At 63.3% G+C, this 14,859-nt stretch carries 18 protein-coding genes; 10 read left to right on the top strand and 8 right to left on the bottom strand.

Annotated elements, in window-relative coordinates:
• The 5 genes from IL54_RS08875 to IL54_RS08855 form a co-directional block, all read left to right on the top strand.
• Positions 1-206, top strand: a 206-nt coding sequence (locus IL54_RS08875; protein WP_037478190.1) for an NADH-quinone oxidoreductase subunit K, incomplete at its 5' end; no start/stop codon positions are given.
• Positions 203-1,714 (top strand): monovalent cation/H+ antiporter subunit D, encoded by a 1,512-nt coding sequence (locus IL54_RS08870; RefSeq protein WP_037474911.1) that lies wholly within the window; start codon positions 203-205, stop codon positions 1,712-1,714. The genes IL54_RS08875 and IL54_RS08870, both read left to right, overlap by 4 nt.
• A complete protein-coding gene (locus IL54_RS08865) occupies positions 1,711-2,199 on the top strand; it encodes a Na+/H+ antiporter subunit E (RefSeq protein ID WP_037474909.1) in 489 nt (162 codons plus the stop codon). Before IL54_RS08870 ends, IL54_RS08865 begins: the two co-directional genes overlap by 4 nt.
• Positions 2,196-2,465 carry a K+/H+ antiporter subunit F gene (locus IL54_RS08860; RefSeq protein ID WP_037474906.1) on the top strand — a complete coding sequence of 90 codons (270 nt, stop codon included), beginning with the start codon at positions 2,196-2,198 and terminating at the stop codon, positions 2,463-2,465. Before IL54_RS08865 ends, IL54_RS08860 begins: the two co-directional genes overlap by 4 nt.
• Before the next feature lie 15 nt (positions 2,466-2,480).
• Complete coding sequence (locus tag IL54_RS08855) at positions 2,481-2,909, top strand: Na+/H+ antiporter subunit G (protein ID WP_037474900.1); 429 nt, start codon at positions 2,481-2,483, stop codon at positions 2,907-2,909.
• Here IL54_RS08855 and IL54_RS08850 read toward each other — a convergent pair.
• The 5 genes from IL54_RS08850 to ruvA form a co-directional block, all read right to left on the bottom strand.
• Positions 2,897-4,639 (bottom strand): AMP-dependent synthetase/ligase, encoded by a 1,743-nt coding sequence (locus IL54_RS08850; RefSeq protein ID WP_052027614.1) that lies wholly within the window; start codon positions 4,637-4,639, stop codon positions 2,897-2,899. The two genes, IL54_RS08855 and IL54_RS08850, sit on opposite strands and share 13 nt — an antisense overlap.
• Positions 4,640-4,772: 133 nt before the next feature.
• Positions 4,773-5,795, bottom strand: coding sequence for a Holliday junction branch migration DNA helicase RuvB (ruvB, locus tag IL54_RS08845; protein ID WP_037474893.1), 1,023 nt, complete (start codon positions 5,793-5,795; stop codon positions 4,773-4,775).
• Positions 5,792-6,094 carry a type II toxin-antitoxin system RelE/ParE family toxin gene (locus tag IL54_RS08840; protein WP_037474890.1) on the bottom strand — a complete coding sequence of 101 codons (303 nt, stop codon included), beginning with the start codon at positions 6,092-6,094 and terminating at the stop codon, positions 5,792-5,794. Before IL54_RS08840 ends, ruvB begins: the two co-directional genes overlap by 4 nt.
• Entirely contained in the window at positions 6,087-6,338 is a 252-nt protein-coding gene (locus IL54_RS08835) for a ribbon-helix-helix domain-containing protein (RefSeq protein WP_156106181.1), read from the bottom strand. The genes IL54_RS08840 and IL54_RS08835 overlap by 8 nt, the downstream gene beginning before the upstream one ends.
• 37 nt (positions 6,339-6,375) lie before the next feature.
• The gene (gene ruvA, locus IL54_RS08830; protein WP_037474886.1) at positions 6,376-6,984 is read right to left on the bottom strand and encodes a Holliday junction branch migration protein RuvA; all 609 of its coding nucleotides are present in this window, start codon (positions 6,982-6,984) and stop codon (positions 6,376-6,378) included.
• Positions 6,985-7,123: 139 nt separating this feature from the next.
• Between ruvA and IL54_RS08825 the strand changes: the two genes are divergently transcribed.
• Together IL54_RS08825 and IL54_RS08820 are read left to right on the top strand one after the other, a co-directional pair.
• Positions 7,124-7,699: a hypothetical protein gene (locus IL54_RS08825; protein ID WP_037478187.1), complete on the top strand. Its 576-nt coding sequence runs from the start codon at positions 7,124-7,126 to the stop codon at positions 7,697-7,699.
• Between the two features lie 42 nt (positions 7,700-7,741).
• A complete protein-coding gene (locus tag IL54_RS08820; protein WP_037474883.1) occupies positions 7,742-8,377 on the top strand; it encodes a DUF1345 domain-containing protein in 636 nt (211 codons plus the stop codon).
• 4 nt (positions 8,378-8,381) lie between these two features.
• Here IL54_RS08820 and IL54_RS08815 read toward each other — a convergent pair whose 3' ends face one another.
• Entirely contained in the window at positions 8,382-8,711 is a 330-nt protein-coding gene (locus tag IL54_RS08815) for a hypothetical protein (protein ID WP_052027613.1), read from the bottom strand.
• A 153-nt stretch (positions 8,712-8,864) separates the two neighbouring features.
• On the opposite strand from IL54_RS08815, the gene IL54_RS08810 reads away from it, so the two are divergent.
• Positions 8,865-10,178, top strand: a complete 1,314-nt coding sequence (locus IL54_RS08810) for a methyltransferase family protein (RefSeq protein WP_037474881.1) — start codon at positions 8,865-8,867, stop codon at positions 10,176-10,178.
• Here IL54_RS08810 and IL54_RS08805 read toward each other — a convergent pair.
• Positions 10,175-11,548, bottom strand: a complete 1,374-nt coding sequence (locus tag IL54_RS08805) for a glutamate--cysteine ligase (RefSeq protein ID WP_037474880.1) — start codon at positions 11,546-11,548, stop codon at positions 10,175-10,177. The two genes, IL54_RS08810 and IL54_RS08805, sit on opposite strands and share 4 nt — an antisense overlap.
• Before the next feature lie 99 nt (positions 11,549-11,647).
• Positions 11,648-12,394: a 16S rRNA (uracil(1498)-N(3))-methyltransferase gene (locus IL54_RS08800; protein WP_037474877.1), complete on the bottom strand. Its 747-nt coding sequence runs from the start codon at positions 12,392-12,394 to the stop codon at positions 11,648-11,650.
• A gap of 94 nt (positions 12,395-12,488) precedes the next feature.
• On the opposite strand from IL54_RS08800, the gene ubiA reads away from it, so the two are divergent.
• Together ubiA and IL54_RS08790 are read left to right on the top strand one after the other, a co-directional pair.
• Positions 12,489-13,391: a 4-hydroxybenzoate octaprenyltransferase gene (gene ubiA, locus IL54_RS08795; RefSeq protein ID WP_037474875.1), complete on the top strand. Its 903-nt coding sequence runs from the start codon at positions 12,489-12,491 to the stop codon at positions 13,389-13,391.
• Positions 13,388-14,857: a phospholipase D-like domain-containing protein gene (locus IL54_RS08790; protein ID WP_037474873.1), complete on the top strand. Its 1,470-nt coding sequence runs from the start codon at positions 13,388-13,390 to the stop codon at positions 14,855-14,857. The genes ubiA and IL54_RS08790 overlap by 4 nt, the downstream gene beginning before the upstream one ends.
• Positions 14,858-14,859 lie beyond the last annotated feature (2 nt).

The raw sequence follows: 14,859 nt of genomic DNA, 5'->3' as shown, positions 1-14,859 counted from the left end.
GCCCGCCGCTCTATGAAAAGGGCGTGACCGACTATGCCGACCCCCTGCCGCAAGCTCTGGTGCTGACCGCCATCGTCATTTCCTTCGCCATGACCGCGCTCGCCGTCGTGCTGTCGCTGCGCAGCTTCCTGGAAACCGGCACGGATCAGGTCGACGGCATTGTCGAGGCCGATCCGCCCCAGCCCGATCGGGAGGCGGCGCCATGATCGACGCGCTGATCGCTGCGCCCTTGCTGCTCCCTGCCTTTGCCGGAACCGCGACTTTGCTGTTCCGCCGTCGGCGGCGCTGGATCGGTGCGGCCATCTCGGTCGGGTCGGCGGCTGGACTCGTTCTGCTGGCAATGATCCTTATGGGGCAGGCCATCGCAGGCGGACCGACCGCCTATGCGCTGGGTAACTGGCCCGCCCCCTTCGGCATCGTGCTGGTGCTGGATCGGCTGGCGGCACTGATGCTGCTGCTGACCGCCGTCCTCGGCTTGGCGGTGGCGGCTCACGCGACCTTGACCGGCCTCGATCGCAAGGGCTGGCACTTTCACCCGCTCTTCCAGTTCCAGCTGCTCGGCATCAATGGCGCATTCCTGACCGGCGATCTGTTCAACCTCTTCGTCTTCTTCGAAGTGCTGCTGATCGCCTCCTATGGCCTGATGCTGCACGGACAGGGCGCGCAGCGGCTGACGGCGGGCGTGCAATATGTGATCGTCAACCTTATCGGTTCCACCCTGTTCCTGATTGCCCTCGGCCTGCTCTACGGGATCACCGGTACGCTCAACATGGCCGATATGGCCGTGCGCGCTGCTGCCCTACCGCCGGGGGATATGGGGCTGTTGCGCGCGGGCGGGTTGCTGCTGGTCACGGTGTTCGCGCTCAAGGCGGCGCTTGCGCCGCTACACCTCTGGCTCCCGCGCACCTATGGATCGACAGCCCCCGCCGTCGCCGCGCTGTTCGCGATCATGACCAAGGTCGGGGCCTATGCCATCATCCGCACCGCACCGCTGATCTTCGGCGACTGGGTCGGGCAGTTGCTGCTGCCCGCAGCACTGATCGCGATGTTGCTCGGATTTGTCGGCTTGCTCGCCGCGCGCGGCTTGCGCGATATGGCGGCGTTCGGCCTGATTGGCTCGACCGCCACCTTGCTCGTCGCCGTTGCCCAGTTCGATCAGCGCGCCATGGCTGCCGCACTTTTCTATCTGCCCCATACCACTCTGGCCGCGGCGTTGCTGTTCTTGACGATCGATCTCATCATCCGCTGGCGTCCGGCCGAGGGTGACTCGATCGTGCCGACCTCGGCTTTCGCCGGGCAGGGCAGGCTGGCCTTGCTGTTCCTGGCGGCAGCCGTCGCCCTGGCAGGCCTGCCGCCGCTGTCGGGTTTCATCGGCAAATTGCTCATCCTTCAGGCATCGCTGACATCGCCCTATGTCATCGGCATCTGGGCGCTCGTGCTGGGGACCAGCCTGCTGGCGGTGGTCGGCATGGCACGGGCCGGAACCACCGTGTTCTGGAAACAAGGCAGCGGCCCACCCACGTCCAAGAACCGCACCGCCTTTCGCGCGATCGAAGCGCTGCCGGCCTTTTTCCTGCTGGTCATGCTGGGCGTGCTGACCGTGGCCGCTGGCCCGGCGACCGCCTATGCTGACGCCACCAGCCGCCAACTGTTCGACGTGCCCGCTTATGTCGGCGCCGTGCTGGGGCCAGATGCACCGGGAGCCGTCCGATGAAACGCCTGCTGCCCCATCCCGGCCTCACGCTCCTGCTGGTCACCATGTGGATGCTGGTGCTCAACAGCCTCAGCATGGGCGGTTTCCTGCTCGGCCTCTTCTTCGCAATCGTCGTGCCGCTCTTCACTGCGCCCTTCTGGCCGGACCGGCCGCAAATGCGCCTCGGCCTGCCTTTGCTCGGCTATGCTTTTCTGGTGCTATGGGACATCGTCGTTGCGAATTTTGAGGTTGCGCGGCTGATCCTGTTCCGGCGCAACCGCGATTTCCGCTCCTGCTGGCTTAGCATACCGCTCGAATTGCGCTCGGCCGAGGCCATCACCCTGCTCGCGGGCACGATCAGCCTGACGCCTGGCACCGTCTCCACCGATATTTCGACCGACGGCCGCCATCTGCTGGTCCATGCGTTGGATACCGGCGATCCGGCAGGGGAAATCACGCGCATCAAGGCGCGCTATGAACGCCGCCTGCTGGAGATTTTCCGATGATAGAGACCGCTCTGTCGATCGCGATGGGCTGCGTGGCGCTGGCGATGCTGCTCAACCTCTATCGCCTGCTGCGGGGGCCAACCGCGCCGGATCGCATCCTGGCGCTCGATACGATGGTCATCAATGCCATCGCGCTCATCATCCTGTTCGGCATATTGGAAGAAAGCGGCACATATTTCGAAGCGGCGCTGTTGCTGGCGATGGTCGGCTTCGTCGGCACGGTCGCCTATACCAAATTCCTGCTGCGCGGCGACATTGTGGAATAGGATGGACCAGCCGGAATGACCGCCTTGATCGACATCTTCATCGCCTTCCTCATCCTGCTCGGGGGTGCCTTCGCGCTGATCGGCAGTTGGGGACTGGCGCGCCTGCCATCGCTGATGACCCGTCTGCACGGCCCGACCAAGGCGACCACGCTGGGCGTTGGCGGCTGCCTGATGGCGTCGATGCTCTATTTCCCGACCCATGGCCTCAGCTGGTCGGCGCATGAACTGCTGATCACGCTCTTCCTGTTCATCACCGCGCCGATTTCGGCCAATATGATCGCCAAAGCCTATATCCATCGGCGGCACAGCGAAACCCGGATGACGGTCGAAACGGCCAAGATGCTACCCGAATCGCCTGCCGGTGCTGCGGAATGGGCGACATTCGGCGTCGCCGATGCCGACCGGCCGAACCAGCCTTCAGGCGAACCCGCTCAGCCCTTGTAAAGCGCGTCCAACCGGTCGGCATAGCGTTTGCGGATCACATGGCGGCGGATCTTGATTGACGGGGTCATTTCCTCATTCTCGATCGTGAACGGTTCGTCGGCCAGGATGAAGCGACGAACCCGCTCGGTCACCGACAGGTCGCTATTCACCCGGTCCACCGCCGCACGTAGCGCCGCCATATAGGCCGTATCGGCGCGCGCCTCCGCCAGCGCCAAACCCTTGGCCTGCGCCCATTCCAGCGTCCATTCGGCATCCGGCACGATCAGCCCGACCAGATAGGGCCGCCGGTCGCCATGGACCATCGCCTGCCCGATCTCGGCCTGCAGCGTCAGCATCCCCTCGACCTTCTGGGGCGCGACATTGTCGCCCTTGTCGTTGACGATCAGGTCTTTCTTGCGGTCGGTGATGCGGATGCGCCCCTTGGCATCGAATTCGCCGATGTCGCCGGTGTGGAGCCAACCATCCTTCAACACCTTTTCCGTTTCCGCCGGATTGCGCCAATAGCCGTGCATGACCAATTCGCCCCGGACCAGAATTTCGCCATCCTCGGCGATCCGCACTTCCACGCCATCAAGCGGCGGGCCAACCGTGTCCATGGCAATGCCCGCGCGCGGGCGATTGCAGCTCACCACCGGCCCTGCCTCAGTCTGGCCATAGCCCTGAAGCAACGTTAGGCCCATCGCGTCGAAGAACAGGCCGACATCGGGATTGAGCGGCGCACCGCCCGACACCAGCGCCTTCAACCGGCCGCCGAAACGGGCGCGGATCTTGGGGATCAGGGTCCGCGCGAGCAGCGCCTTCATCGGCCGGTCGAGCAGGGACTTGCGTCCATGCTGCTCTTTCGCCGCAATGCGCAACGCCTGGGCCATCAGATAATTGGGAAATTTGCCCTGCTTTTCGATCGACTTCATGATCCGCGCGCGCAGCACTTCGAACAGGCGGGGCACGACCACCATGATGGTCGGCCGCGTTTCCTCGATATTGCTGGCGAGCTTTTCCAGCCCTTCCGAATAATAGATCTGCCCGCCCAGCAGCATCGGCAGAAATTGCCCGCCACTATGTTCATAGGCATGGGACAGCGGCAGGAAGGACAGGAAGACCTCCTCCCCCCAACCGAAATCCTCCGCTACGACCGCGCCTGCCCCCTCGGCATTGAGCAGTATCGCGCCATGATGCTGCATCACGCCGCGCGGCGCGCCGCCGGTGCCGCTGGTATAGATGATGCAGGCCTGGTCCTGGCGCGTCGCGGTCTGGGCGGCGGCACAGGTGGCGACATCGACCGGGTGGGCCGCGATCAGCTCATCCCACATATGGCAGGCGATCTGCCCCTGCGTTCCGCGCAACGGCTCCATCCCGATGATGAAATCGGCCTGCGATCGGACGACGGCGGGCATCAGCACCTGCGCCAGCTTTGCGGTCGAGACGATGACCGCGCGCGCGCCGCTATCGGTCAATATATGTTGATGATCGCGCGTCGTATTGGTGGTGTAGGTCGGCACGGTGATGCATCCCGCCGCCATGATGGCGAGGTCCGCGATGCAAAATTCCGGGCGGTTTTCGCTAACCAACATCACCGGATCGCCCGGCTTCAGCCCCTGCGCCTTGAGCGCGGCGGACAGGGCTGCCACCTGCTGCGCCACCGCGTTCCAGCTTAGCGACTGCCAGGCGCCGTCCGTCTTGCGCCACAGGAAGGGCGCGTCGCCCTTTTCGCCTGCGCGGGCGAAGAACATGGTGACCAGATTGGGGAATTTTTCGATGGCCCTCAAGGCGCTGCTCCTACGGTTCCGGCGCGTCTGCTGCGCGCCTGCTCATCGTCAGGCTATAGCTCCGCCTTGCCGTAACGGCCATCGACTTTATGAGGTTTCATCCATCGAAAAGCCCGTTCTGCACATCCTGCGGCGGATTGAGGCCCAAGTGCTTCCACCCCGGGCCGTTGAGGCATCGGCCGCGCGCCGTGCGGGCGATGAGGCCAAGCTGGATGAGGTAAGGCTCGATCACTTCCTCGATCGTATCGCGCGCTTCGGACAGGCCTGCCGCCAGCGTTTCGACCCCCACCGGCCCACCGCGATAAATATCCGCGATCATCATCAGATAGCGCCGGTCCATCAGGTCGAGGCCCAGTTCATCGACCTCCAGCCGCCGCAGTGAAGCATCGGCAACCTTAGCGTCCACGGCCGCAACGCCCGCGACATTGGCGAAATCGCGCACCCGGCGCAGCAACCGCCCGGCAATGCGCGGCGTCCCCCGCGATCGCCGCGCAATCTCCATCGCCCCATCGGGCGTAATGGCAAGGTCGAGCAACCGCGCCGCGCGCCGCACCACCAGCTCCAGTTCGTCCACCGTGTAGAATTGCAGCCGCACCGGAATGCCGAACCGGTCGCGCAGCGGCGTCGTTAGCAAGCCCTGCCGCGTCGTGGCCCCCACCAGCGTAAAGGGCGGCAGGTCGATGCGCACCGATCGCGCCGACGGCCCCTCGCCGATCATCAGGTCGAGCGCGCGGTCCTCCATCGCCGGGTAGAGTACTTCCTCGACCGCCGGATTGAGCCGATGGATTTCATCGACGAACAGCACGTCGCCCTCATCCAGATTGGTGAGCAAAGCCGCCAGATCGCCTGACTTGGCGATGACCGGCCCGGACGTGGCGCGAAAGCCCACGCCCATTTCCTTGGCGACGATCTGCGCGAGCGTCGTCTTGCCAAGGCCGGGCGGGCCGAAAAACAGCACATGATCCAGCGCCTCGCCACGCGCCTTCGCCGCCTCGATAAACACGCGCAAATTCCCGCGCGCCGCTTCCTGCCCGATAAATTCGTCGAGCGACTTGGGACGCAGCGCCGCGTCGACATCCTCGACGCGACGGGCAGAGGTTAGGAGGCGGTCGTCGGTCATGGACGACGTCCCAAGGCCGACGGTGCGTCCATCGCGGAATGCAGTATACGCAGGATCAAAATGGTTTGCTCGCCGACATGATATAACACTCGATGGGGTCGATGCGAAAAAGCTCTTATGCCGTCGCCATAATCGGGTCTCGCCTCGCCCGCCGCCGGATGGGTGCGCAACAAGGCGAAGATGCGCTCGAAACCCTGCATGTGCACCCGAACAGCCTCCAGGCCGAAATATTCAAGACCATGATCCTGAATGGCGATCAGATCCTGTCGGGCGGCGACCGTCAGCCTGATCTTAGGCATCCGGCAAGCGCGCCATAATCTCTTTCAGGACATCTTCCGGTTCTGCATCGACAATGCCTGACACGAAGCCCTCTTCAAGGCGGGCGCGAACCCATTGTCGATCATATTCGGACGCCTCTTGATCGCGGCGAACCAAGTCGCGCAGATAATCGGCGGCATCGACATAGCGCCCCTGCGCCAGACGGGCGTCGACCCATTGTTCAAGGGCGGGCGGCATGGAGATGTTGAGGTCGGCCATGGTCACGTCATAAGCCTTTTATCCATGCAATCCAATGCACCCATCACTTCGCCGCCTTCCGCAGCGCCAGCCGCACCAGCGCGTCCAGGCTGGCGTCGTCACCCAGTTCCGCCTCGGCGGATGCGACGGCGGTGCTGGCTTCATAGGGTTTGAAGCCCAGATTCTGCAGCGCGGACAAGGCGTCGGCGGCGAAGCTGCCGGTCGGCAGCACGGCTACGCCGCCCGCGCCGATCGGACTGCCGACCGGGGCAGCGCCGATCTTGTCCTTCAATTCATTGACGATGCGCTGGGCGAGCTTGGGACCAACGCCATTGGCGCGGGCGATCATCGCCTTGTCCCCCATGGCGACGGCCCGGTGCAGTTCCAGCGGTTCGAGCGCCGACAATATCGCCAGCGCCACGCGCGATCCGACGCCCTGCACATGGGTCAGCAGCCGATACCAGTCGCGCTCCTCCGCGCGGGCGAATCCGACCAGGCGGATCGAATCCGCCGCCACCAGCATTTCTGTGTGGATCGTCACCGCTTCCCCCACCGGACCCAAAGCCGCCAGCGTGCGCGACGATGCGCCGACCAGATAGCCGACGCCGCCCACATCGATGATGGCATGGTCGATGCCCGTGCTGTCCAGCAACCCCTTGAGTTTCGCGATCATGCCCGCTGCCTTTTGGTCATGATCTGTTCTTTACAGCCTGTCGCGCCGCGCGCCAGTCAAAAGAATAGGCGCATGAGGCAGCTTTTCCGCGCGCCATGCGTAATGCTGCCCAAACCCATTCCATATCAAGGCGATTATGATGCAGATGACCGCGCCGATGCTCGGCCCCAAGGATTTCGAATATCCCGCGATCATGCTTTCGGGCGTGGTTGACCATGGCATGTATCTTCATTTCAAGAATTGCCTGTCCACCGCGCCGCAGCAGGGTCTGGTGGTGGTCGAAATCTCCACCTTGGGCGGCGACCCCGAAATCGCGCGTCTGATGGGTGAGGATATACGTTTCCATTCCGATCTTTACCCTGAACGGCGTCTGGTGTTTCTCGGCCGCACGGCGGTTTATTCGGCGGGCGCGACCTTCATGAGCTTCTTCGCAACCGAAAACCGCTATGTCACGCGGGGTACGCGCCTCATGATCCACGAGCGGCTGATCACCAAGACGATCCAGCTCGCGGGGCCACTGTCCACCTGCATCGCTACGCTCAAGGGAACGCTCAACGAAATCCAGTCGTCGATCGCGATTCAGAATGAAGGCTTTCACAATCTGATCTTGGGATCGGATATCACCATGGAAGAGCTGCTCGAAAAAGCGCCAGAAAACTGGTATCTTGAAGCCAATGAAGCGCGCGCACGGGGGCTGATCGCCGCGGTGCTGTGATCAGGTCTTGCGCGACCCGCTGATTGCGCGTTGGTATCCGGCATGAACCGCATTCGATCAGGATCGCCGATCTTTCCCTGGCGCTATGGCATGTTCCTGGCGTTTCTGGCGACGATCGCGCCTTTGGCTTTGGTTCTGCCTTGGCATCAGGCGGTGATGGCGGGATTCGATATGGCCGCAATCGCCTTCATGCTGTCGGTAACGTCGCTCATCCGGGCCGATGCCGCCGCGATGCGGCGCAAGGCGGCGGCGAATGATGCCAATCGCGAACTGATGCTGCTGATAACCGCCATCGTCAGCTTGGTCGTCCTGGTCGCTGTCGGCGTGGCCGTTGGGGAGCAGGGCGGGCATAAGGCGGCAACAGTTGTGCTGTTGCTAGTAACGCTGCTGGTGGCTTGGCTGTTTTCCAACCTCGTCTACGCCATGCATTATGCGCATATCTTCTATCGCGCCGGACCGCAGGGAGAGGATAGCGGTGGCCTCGACTTCCCGGATACGCACGAGCCGGGCTATTGGGACTTCCTCTATTTCGCCTTCACGCTCGGCATGACGTTCCAGACATCCGACGTATCTGTTACGAGCAGCATCATGCGCCGCACGGCGCTGTTTCAGAGCCTCGCCGCATTCCTGTTCAACCTTGGCATATTGGCGTTCACGATCAACGTATTGGGTGGGTAGTGCCTCAAGCGGCGTTGCCCCAGCCGGATCGCTGGCGCTGCCGTTGGCCACGCGCTGTCTTGGCCGGACCAACGGCTTTTCCGGCGTCATCCTCCATATGGGCCACCGACCGCCACCATTCCGCTACGGCCGGGCGTAGCGCGGACAGGCTGCCGGACCGCGGCATCGCGTACCAATTTTGGCCATGTCGATGAAAGGTCCAGTTGGAATCGCAATTGAGCGGGACGCGCTCGAAACGCGGAGAGGTTGTGGAGCCGGGTGAATCGCTGATTTCCCGCAATTGGGCAGGCACATTCTGGATGCTGCCATCGGGAAACCGCACCGCGATCGTCATCTCCTGCCTCCATCATTATCGGTTGATGAGGGCATAACGCATTGAGATAAAATGGGTTCACGACCTTGCTGCAGGTTAAGCAGTTTGTCTGCAACGGTCCAGCCACCAAAGCCTTCACCGCTTGCTTACCAAATTTTGCTAGGGCTTGCCGCCATGCGCGACTCTGACGACCCCTGCCCCAAATCCGCCGTCAGCCATGGCGTCGGCATCGCTGGTTTGGTGGGCCTTGGCCTCTGGACCCTGGTCGCGCGCCATTATGGCATGAACGGTCCCCATGCCGGACTGGTCGCCGTCGTGGCCTGCGGCGTGCCGATGGTGCTGTGGTCGCTGCTGATCGACAAAGTGCATCGCAATGCTTCGACCGGCATAGACTGGCACGCGCCCGCCCGTCCGGTCCGCAGCGTGCTGGACATCAGCATCGTCAAGATCGCCGGGCTATGGGCGATCTGGCTCGCCATCGCCATCTTCTATTGCGTCGCGCGCTGGTATTGGAGCGGCAATTACCGTTTCTCGATGGACCTGTTCACCAGCGCCGCGCCATGGCTGCTGGCACTTTCCATCCCCTATGTGATCTGGATCGACCGGCGGATGGTCGATCCAAAGGATGCCTCCTACAGCTTTGGCCAATGGGTGATCGGCGGCGCGGCGGGCGCGCCCGACATGGTACAGGTCGCGCATAACGCTCGCGCTTGGGCGGTCAAGGGCTTCTTCCTGGCCTTCATGGTGTCGATCGTACCGGGTAATTTTTCAAGCGTGGTCGAATGGCGGATCGCCGATGCGCTGGCCAATCCGATCGCGCTCGCTGGGTTCCTGATCGCGGTCATGTTCATGATCGACGTCTGTCTGGCGACGGTCGGTTATATCCTGACCTTCAAGCCGCTCGATTCGCATATCCGCACCGCCAATCCCTATCTTGCTGGCTGGCTGGCTGCCCTGATCTGCTACCCGCCTTTCGTCCTGATGGGCGGCGGCGGGCCGCTCGATTATCATGCGGGCGGCGCGGAATGGGATTATTGGACGCAAGGATCGACGACGCTGCAATGGCTGCTGGGCGGGTGGCTGGTGCTGCTGACCGCCATCTATGCCTGGGCGACGATGGCGTTCGGCCTGCGCTTTTCCAACCTTACCCATCGCGGCATACTGACCCATGGTCCTTATCGCTGGACCCGGCACCCGGCCTATCTGTCGAAAAACCTCTTCTGGTGGTTTTCAGCGCTACCTTTCCTCAGCGTTAGCGGATCGATCACCGACATCGTGCGCAATTGCGCGATGTTGGGCCTCACCAACGCCGTCTATTATTGGCGCGCCCGGACGGAGGAGCAGCATCTGTCCGCCGACCCCGACTATCGCGCCTATAGCGACTGGATGGAACGCAACGCCACGGTGCCCCGCTTCTTCGCCTGGGTCACCGGGCGCAAGCGGGAAGCGACTGCAGTGGCACCGACGGCGGAGCAGCCTGCGGCCTAGAAGCTTTCCTCGGCATAGACTTTACTGACATCGCCGCCCCATTCGCCATGATAGCGATCGAGCAGCCGTTCAGCATGCGTCGTGCCGGAAGACACGACCTCTTCCAGATCGGACAGATAGCCCGTCTCATTGTCGCCCGCGGCATTCAGCCGACCCCGTGCGGCAAGCCCCGACCGCGCAATATCCAGCGCTGGCTTGGCAATATCGCGCAGCGTGCGACCGCCACCGATCGGCGCGTCCAGGCCGAGCTTGGGCACGGAATCGCGCAAAATCTGTCGATCCTCCATACTCCAATCCTTGACCAGATCCCACGCCGCATCGAGCGCGCCCTGGTCATAGAGCAGGCCGACCCACAAGGCGGGCAGCGCACAGATGCGGCCCCACGGACCGCCATCGGAGCCGCGCATTTCCAGAAAGCTCTTCAGCCGCACTTCGGGGAAGGCGGTGGAGAGATGGTCCTCCCAATCCTTCTCGGTCGGCTTTTCACCGGGCAGGACGGACAATTTGCCGTCGAGGAAATCGCGGAAGCTGAGGCCCGACGCATCGATATATTTGCCGTCGCGAAAGACGAAATACATCGGCACGTCGAGCGCATAGTCGGCATAGCGTTCGTAACCAAAGCCATCCTCGAACACGAAGGGTAGCATGCCCGTGCGCTTGGGGTCGGTGTCCGACCAGATATGGCTGCGATAGGACAGGAAGCCATTGGGCTTGCCCTCGGTAAAGGGCGAATTGGCGAATAAAGCCGTGCCAAGCGGCTGCAGCGCCAGCGAGACGCGGAACTTCTTGGCCATGTCGGCCTCGCTGCCATAATCCAGGTTGGTCTGGATGGTGCAGGTGCGCAACATCATGTCGAGGCCCATCGACCCCACGCGGGGCATGTGCCGCAGCATGATCTCGTAACGGCCCTTGGGCATGATCGGCAATTCGGCGCGCGTCTTGTCGGGCCACATGCCAAGACCCAGGAAACCCAAGCCCAGCATGTCGCCGACATGCTTCACCTGTTCCAGATGCCGCCCGGTTTCGGCGCAGGTCTGGTGCAGATTGTCGAGCGGCGCGCCCGACAGTTCGAGTTGCCCGGCCGGTTCCAGGCTGATCGTGCCATCGTCCCCCGACAAAGCGATGATATTCTCGCCCTCGAACACCGGCTTCCAGCCATAACGGGTCAGGCCGATCAACAGCGTGTGGATGCCGCCCTTTTCCTCGTAGGATGGGGCGTGATGATCCTTGCGGCTATAGACGAATTTCTCATGCTCGGTGCCGATGCGCCAGCGGTCCTTGGGTTTTTCGCCCTTGGCAAAGGCCGCGATCAGCTGGTCGCGGCTTTCGATGACGGGATCTTGGCCCGCTGAGTCGGTTCTTGTGCTCATGCCCCGCCCTTACTGCTTCCCCTCTGCCCGTCAAACAGCAGCGGGCATCGGTCAAATAGGCTGTGTTGCTATCCGGTTCAATCCAATAGCGAAATGAAACTATTTCCAGTCGCCATTGATCGTCATCCAGGCCGCCGTAGCGGCGATGGCGGCGGTTTCCGCGCGCAGGATGCGGGGGCCAAGAGAGACGGGTACGGCTTGAGGATGCGCGCGGATCGCCTCCCGCTCGGCAGGGTCGAATCCGCCCTCCGGCCCGATCAGGAAAGCCGCCGCGCCGGGATGGGTGGCAAAGGCCTCGGTCATCGGTGCGCCGCCGGTTTCGTCAGCGAAAAACAGATGCCGCGCCTGCGGCCAATCGCGCAACAGCCCATCCAGCTTCACCATGGCGGAAAGTTCGGGTAGCGCGGTGCGCCCGCATTGCTCGGCGGCCTCGACCAGATGCGCGTGCAGCCGGTCGAGGTTGAGCTTGTCCACCACCGCGCGGCGAGTCAGCACGGGCTGCAACTTCGCCACCCCCAATTCGCACGCCTTTTCCGCGATCAGATCGATGCGTCCCTTCTTGATCGGCGCGCAACACAGCCAGAAATCGGCGACCGTCTCCGGCCCCTTGGTCTGCGCCACGCATTCCAGCACCAGATCACGCTTGCGGATGTCGCGCGCGCGCGCGGCCCACTCGCCCGACCGCCCATCGAACAGCAGCACGATGTCATCGGGCTTCACCCGCATGACGGCGATCAGATAATGGGCCGGATTGCCGTCGATCGACACGACCACGCCCTCGCCCAACTGGGTCTCGACATGCAGGCGCGGGGCGCTTTGCGGCGGCCAGGCGGGGGTAGCGGTCATTTCGGTCTTTCCGTATGGCGATGCGACCCCTAATGCCGTTCCTGTCGAAGCAAGTCGAGACGCGCCCCGCGATCAGCGGCGAAACGGAGATAGTGTGAGCAGTAGCATCGTCCCCGACACCCAAGCGCGCGGCCTGCTGTCGCGCCTGCCGGACACGCCGCGCGGCCTTGCGCTGCTGGCCCGGTTCGACCGGCCGATCGGCTGGTGGCTGCTTTTCTGGCCGGGGGCCTGGGCCGTGGCGCTGGCCGGGGGCGGCTTTGTCCGCTGGCCGCTCATCCTATGGTTTCTGCTGGGCAGCATCGCGATGCGCGGCGCGGGCTGCGTGTTCAACGATATCGTCGATCGCGATCTCGACGCGAAGGTCGCACGCACGGCTTCGCGCCCGCTTGCCAGCGGCGCGATTTCGCTCAGAACCGCTTGGCTCTGGCTGCTGGTCCTTTGCGCGGTCGGGCTTGTCGTACTGCTGCAATTGCGGCCCTATGCGCAGGTCGTGGCGCTTGCGTCGCTGGCGCTGGTCGCGGCCTATCCTTTCATGAAGCGGATCACCGGCTGGCCGCAAATCTGGCTGGGCCTCGTCTTTTCCTGGGCGGCCTTGGTCGGTTGGAGCGAAGTGGTGGGCACGCTCACTGTGGGAGGTCTGTTGCTCTACGCCGGAACCATTTTCTGGGTCGTGGGCTATGACACCATATACGCGCTGCAGGATCGGGAGGATGACGCGCTGATCGGTATCGGTTCGAGCGCCTTGTCCATGGGGCGGCATGTGCGCGCGGGCGTTTCGCTATGCTATGCGCTGGCGCTTGCCCTCTGGGCGACGGCCATCTGGCAGGTGCGGCCAGATGGCCTGGCGCTTGTCGCTCTTCTGCCGATGGCCGGGCATCTGCTGTGGCAGGTTGCGACCTTGCGCGAAGACGGCGTAGACCCGCTCACCAAGTTTCGCGCCAATCGTTTTGCGGGGTTGTTGATGTTCCTGGCTTGTCTGGTAGTAGGCAGCGCATGAGCGCGCATCCCATAGGTCCAGTGCCCGGCGACGATTGCTGGCGCATCGAGACAGCCACACGCGCCAGCGTCATCATCGACGCGGACACCTATTTCCGCCACGGCCGCGCGGCGATGCTCAAGGCACGCAAGCGGATCATGCTGATCGGCTGGGATTTCGATGCCGCGATCAGCCTGGTGCGCGACGATGAGGTCGGAGACGGCGCACCCGCCGTCATTGGCGATTTCATCAGCTGGCTCGTCAACCGCTCGCCCGACCTCGAAATCTTCCTGCTGCGCTGGGATATCGGCGCGATGAAGTCGATGGTCAGCCCCGTCAACCTCTTCACCACACTCAAATGGATGGCACATCCGCGCGTCACGGTGAAGCTGGACGGGCATCACCCCCCCGCGGCCTCCCACCATCAGAAGATCGTGGTGATCGACGATTGTTTCGCCTTTTGCGGCGGTATCGATATGACCGGCGATCGCTGGGACACGCGCCATCATCGCGACGACGAAGCCGGACGTCATCATCCCGACGGCTCGCCCTATGGGCCTTGGCATGATGCGACCACGGCACTGGCCGGACCTGTCGCCGCCGCGCTCGGTGCCCATGCGCGTATGCGTTGGAAGATGGCGGGTGGTGATGATCTGGAGCCGGTGGAAGGCGGCGAGGATTGCTGGCCCGATCGTCTCCCTGTGCAATTTGAAGGGGTGGATGTCGCCATTTCCCGATCCGCGCCGCAAATGGACGATCAGGATGGCGTCACGGAGATTGAAAATCTCTATTGCCACCAGATCGCGGCCGCAAAACGCTGCATCTATGCCGAAAGCCAATATTTCGCCTCCCGCCGCATCGCCGAGGCGATCGCCAAGCGGCTGGCCGAACCCGATGGCCCGGATATCGTCATCGTCAACCCGGAACAGGCCGATGGCTGGCTGGAACAGCAGGCGATGGATACGGCGCGCGCCCGTCTCTACGAAGCGCTCAAGGCGCGCGATACCCATGGCCGCTTCCGCATCTATCACGCCTTCACCACGCGGGGCGTGCCCATCTACATCCATGCCAAGATCTTGATCGTGGATGACCGGCTGATTCGGGTCGGCTCCTCCAACATGAACAACCGGTCGATGCGGCTCGACACCGAATGCGACGTGACGATCGACACGATCCTGCCCGCCAACGGGAGGCGGCAGGACCGTATATTGGCCATTCGCAACGATCTGATCGCCGAACATCTCGACATGCCGGTCGAGCGCGTCGCCGCCGTGATCGCGGAGCGCGGACTGGTGGCGGGTATCGAGGAAATGCGCCAGAAGCCGGGGCGGACGCTACGCCCCTATGTCACCCCGGATTTGAACGACGTCCAGACCTGGCTCGCCGATCATGAAGTGCTCGACCCCGAAGGCCCCGAAGAAATGTTCGAATCGATCAGCGAACGCGGCCTGTTCCGCCGGATGAAGGGCTGGTTCGGCAGGAGCTAGGT

The organism is Sphingobium sp. ba1 (assembly GCF_000743655.1).
Lineage (GTDB): Bacteria > Pseudomonadota > Alphaproteobacteria > Sphingomonadales > Sphingomonadaceae > Sphingobium.
This window is presented reverse-complemented; position numbering and strand designations above follow the sequence as displayed.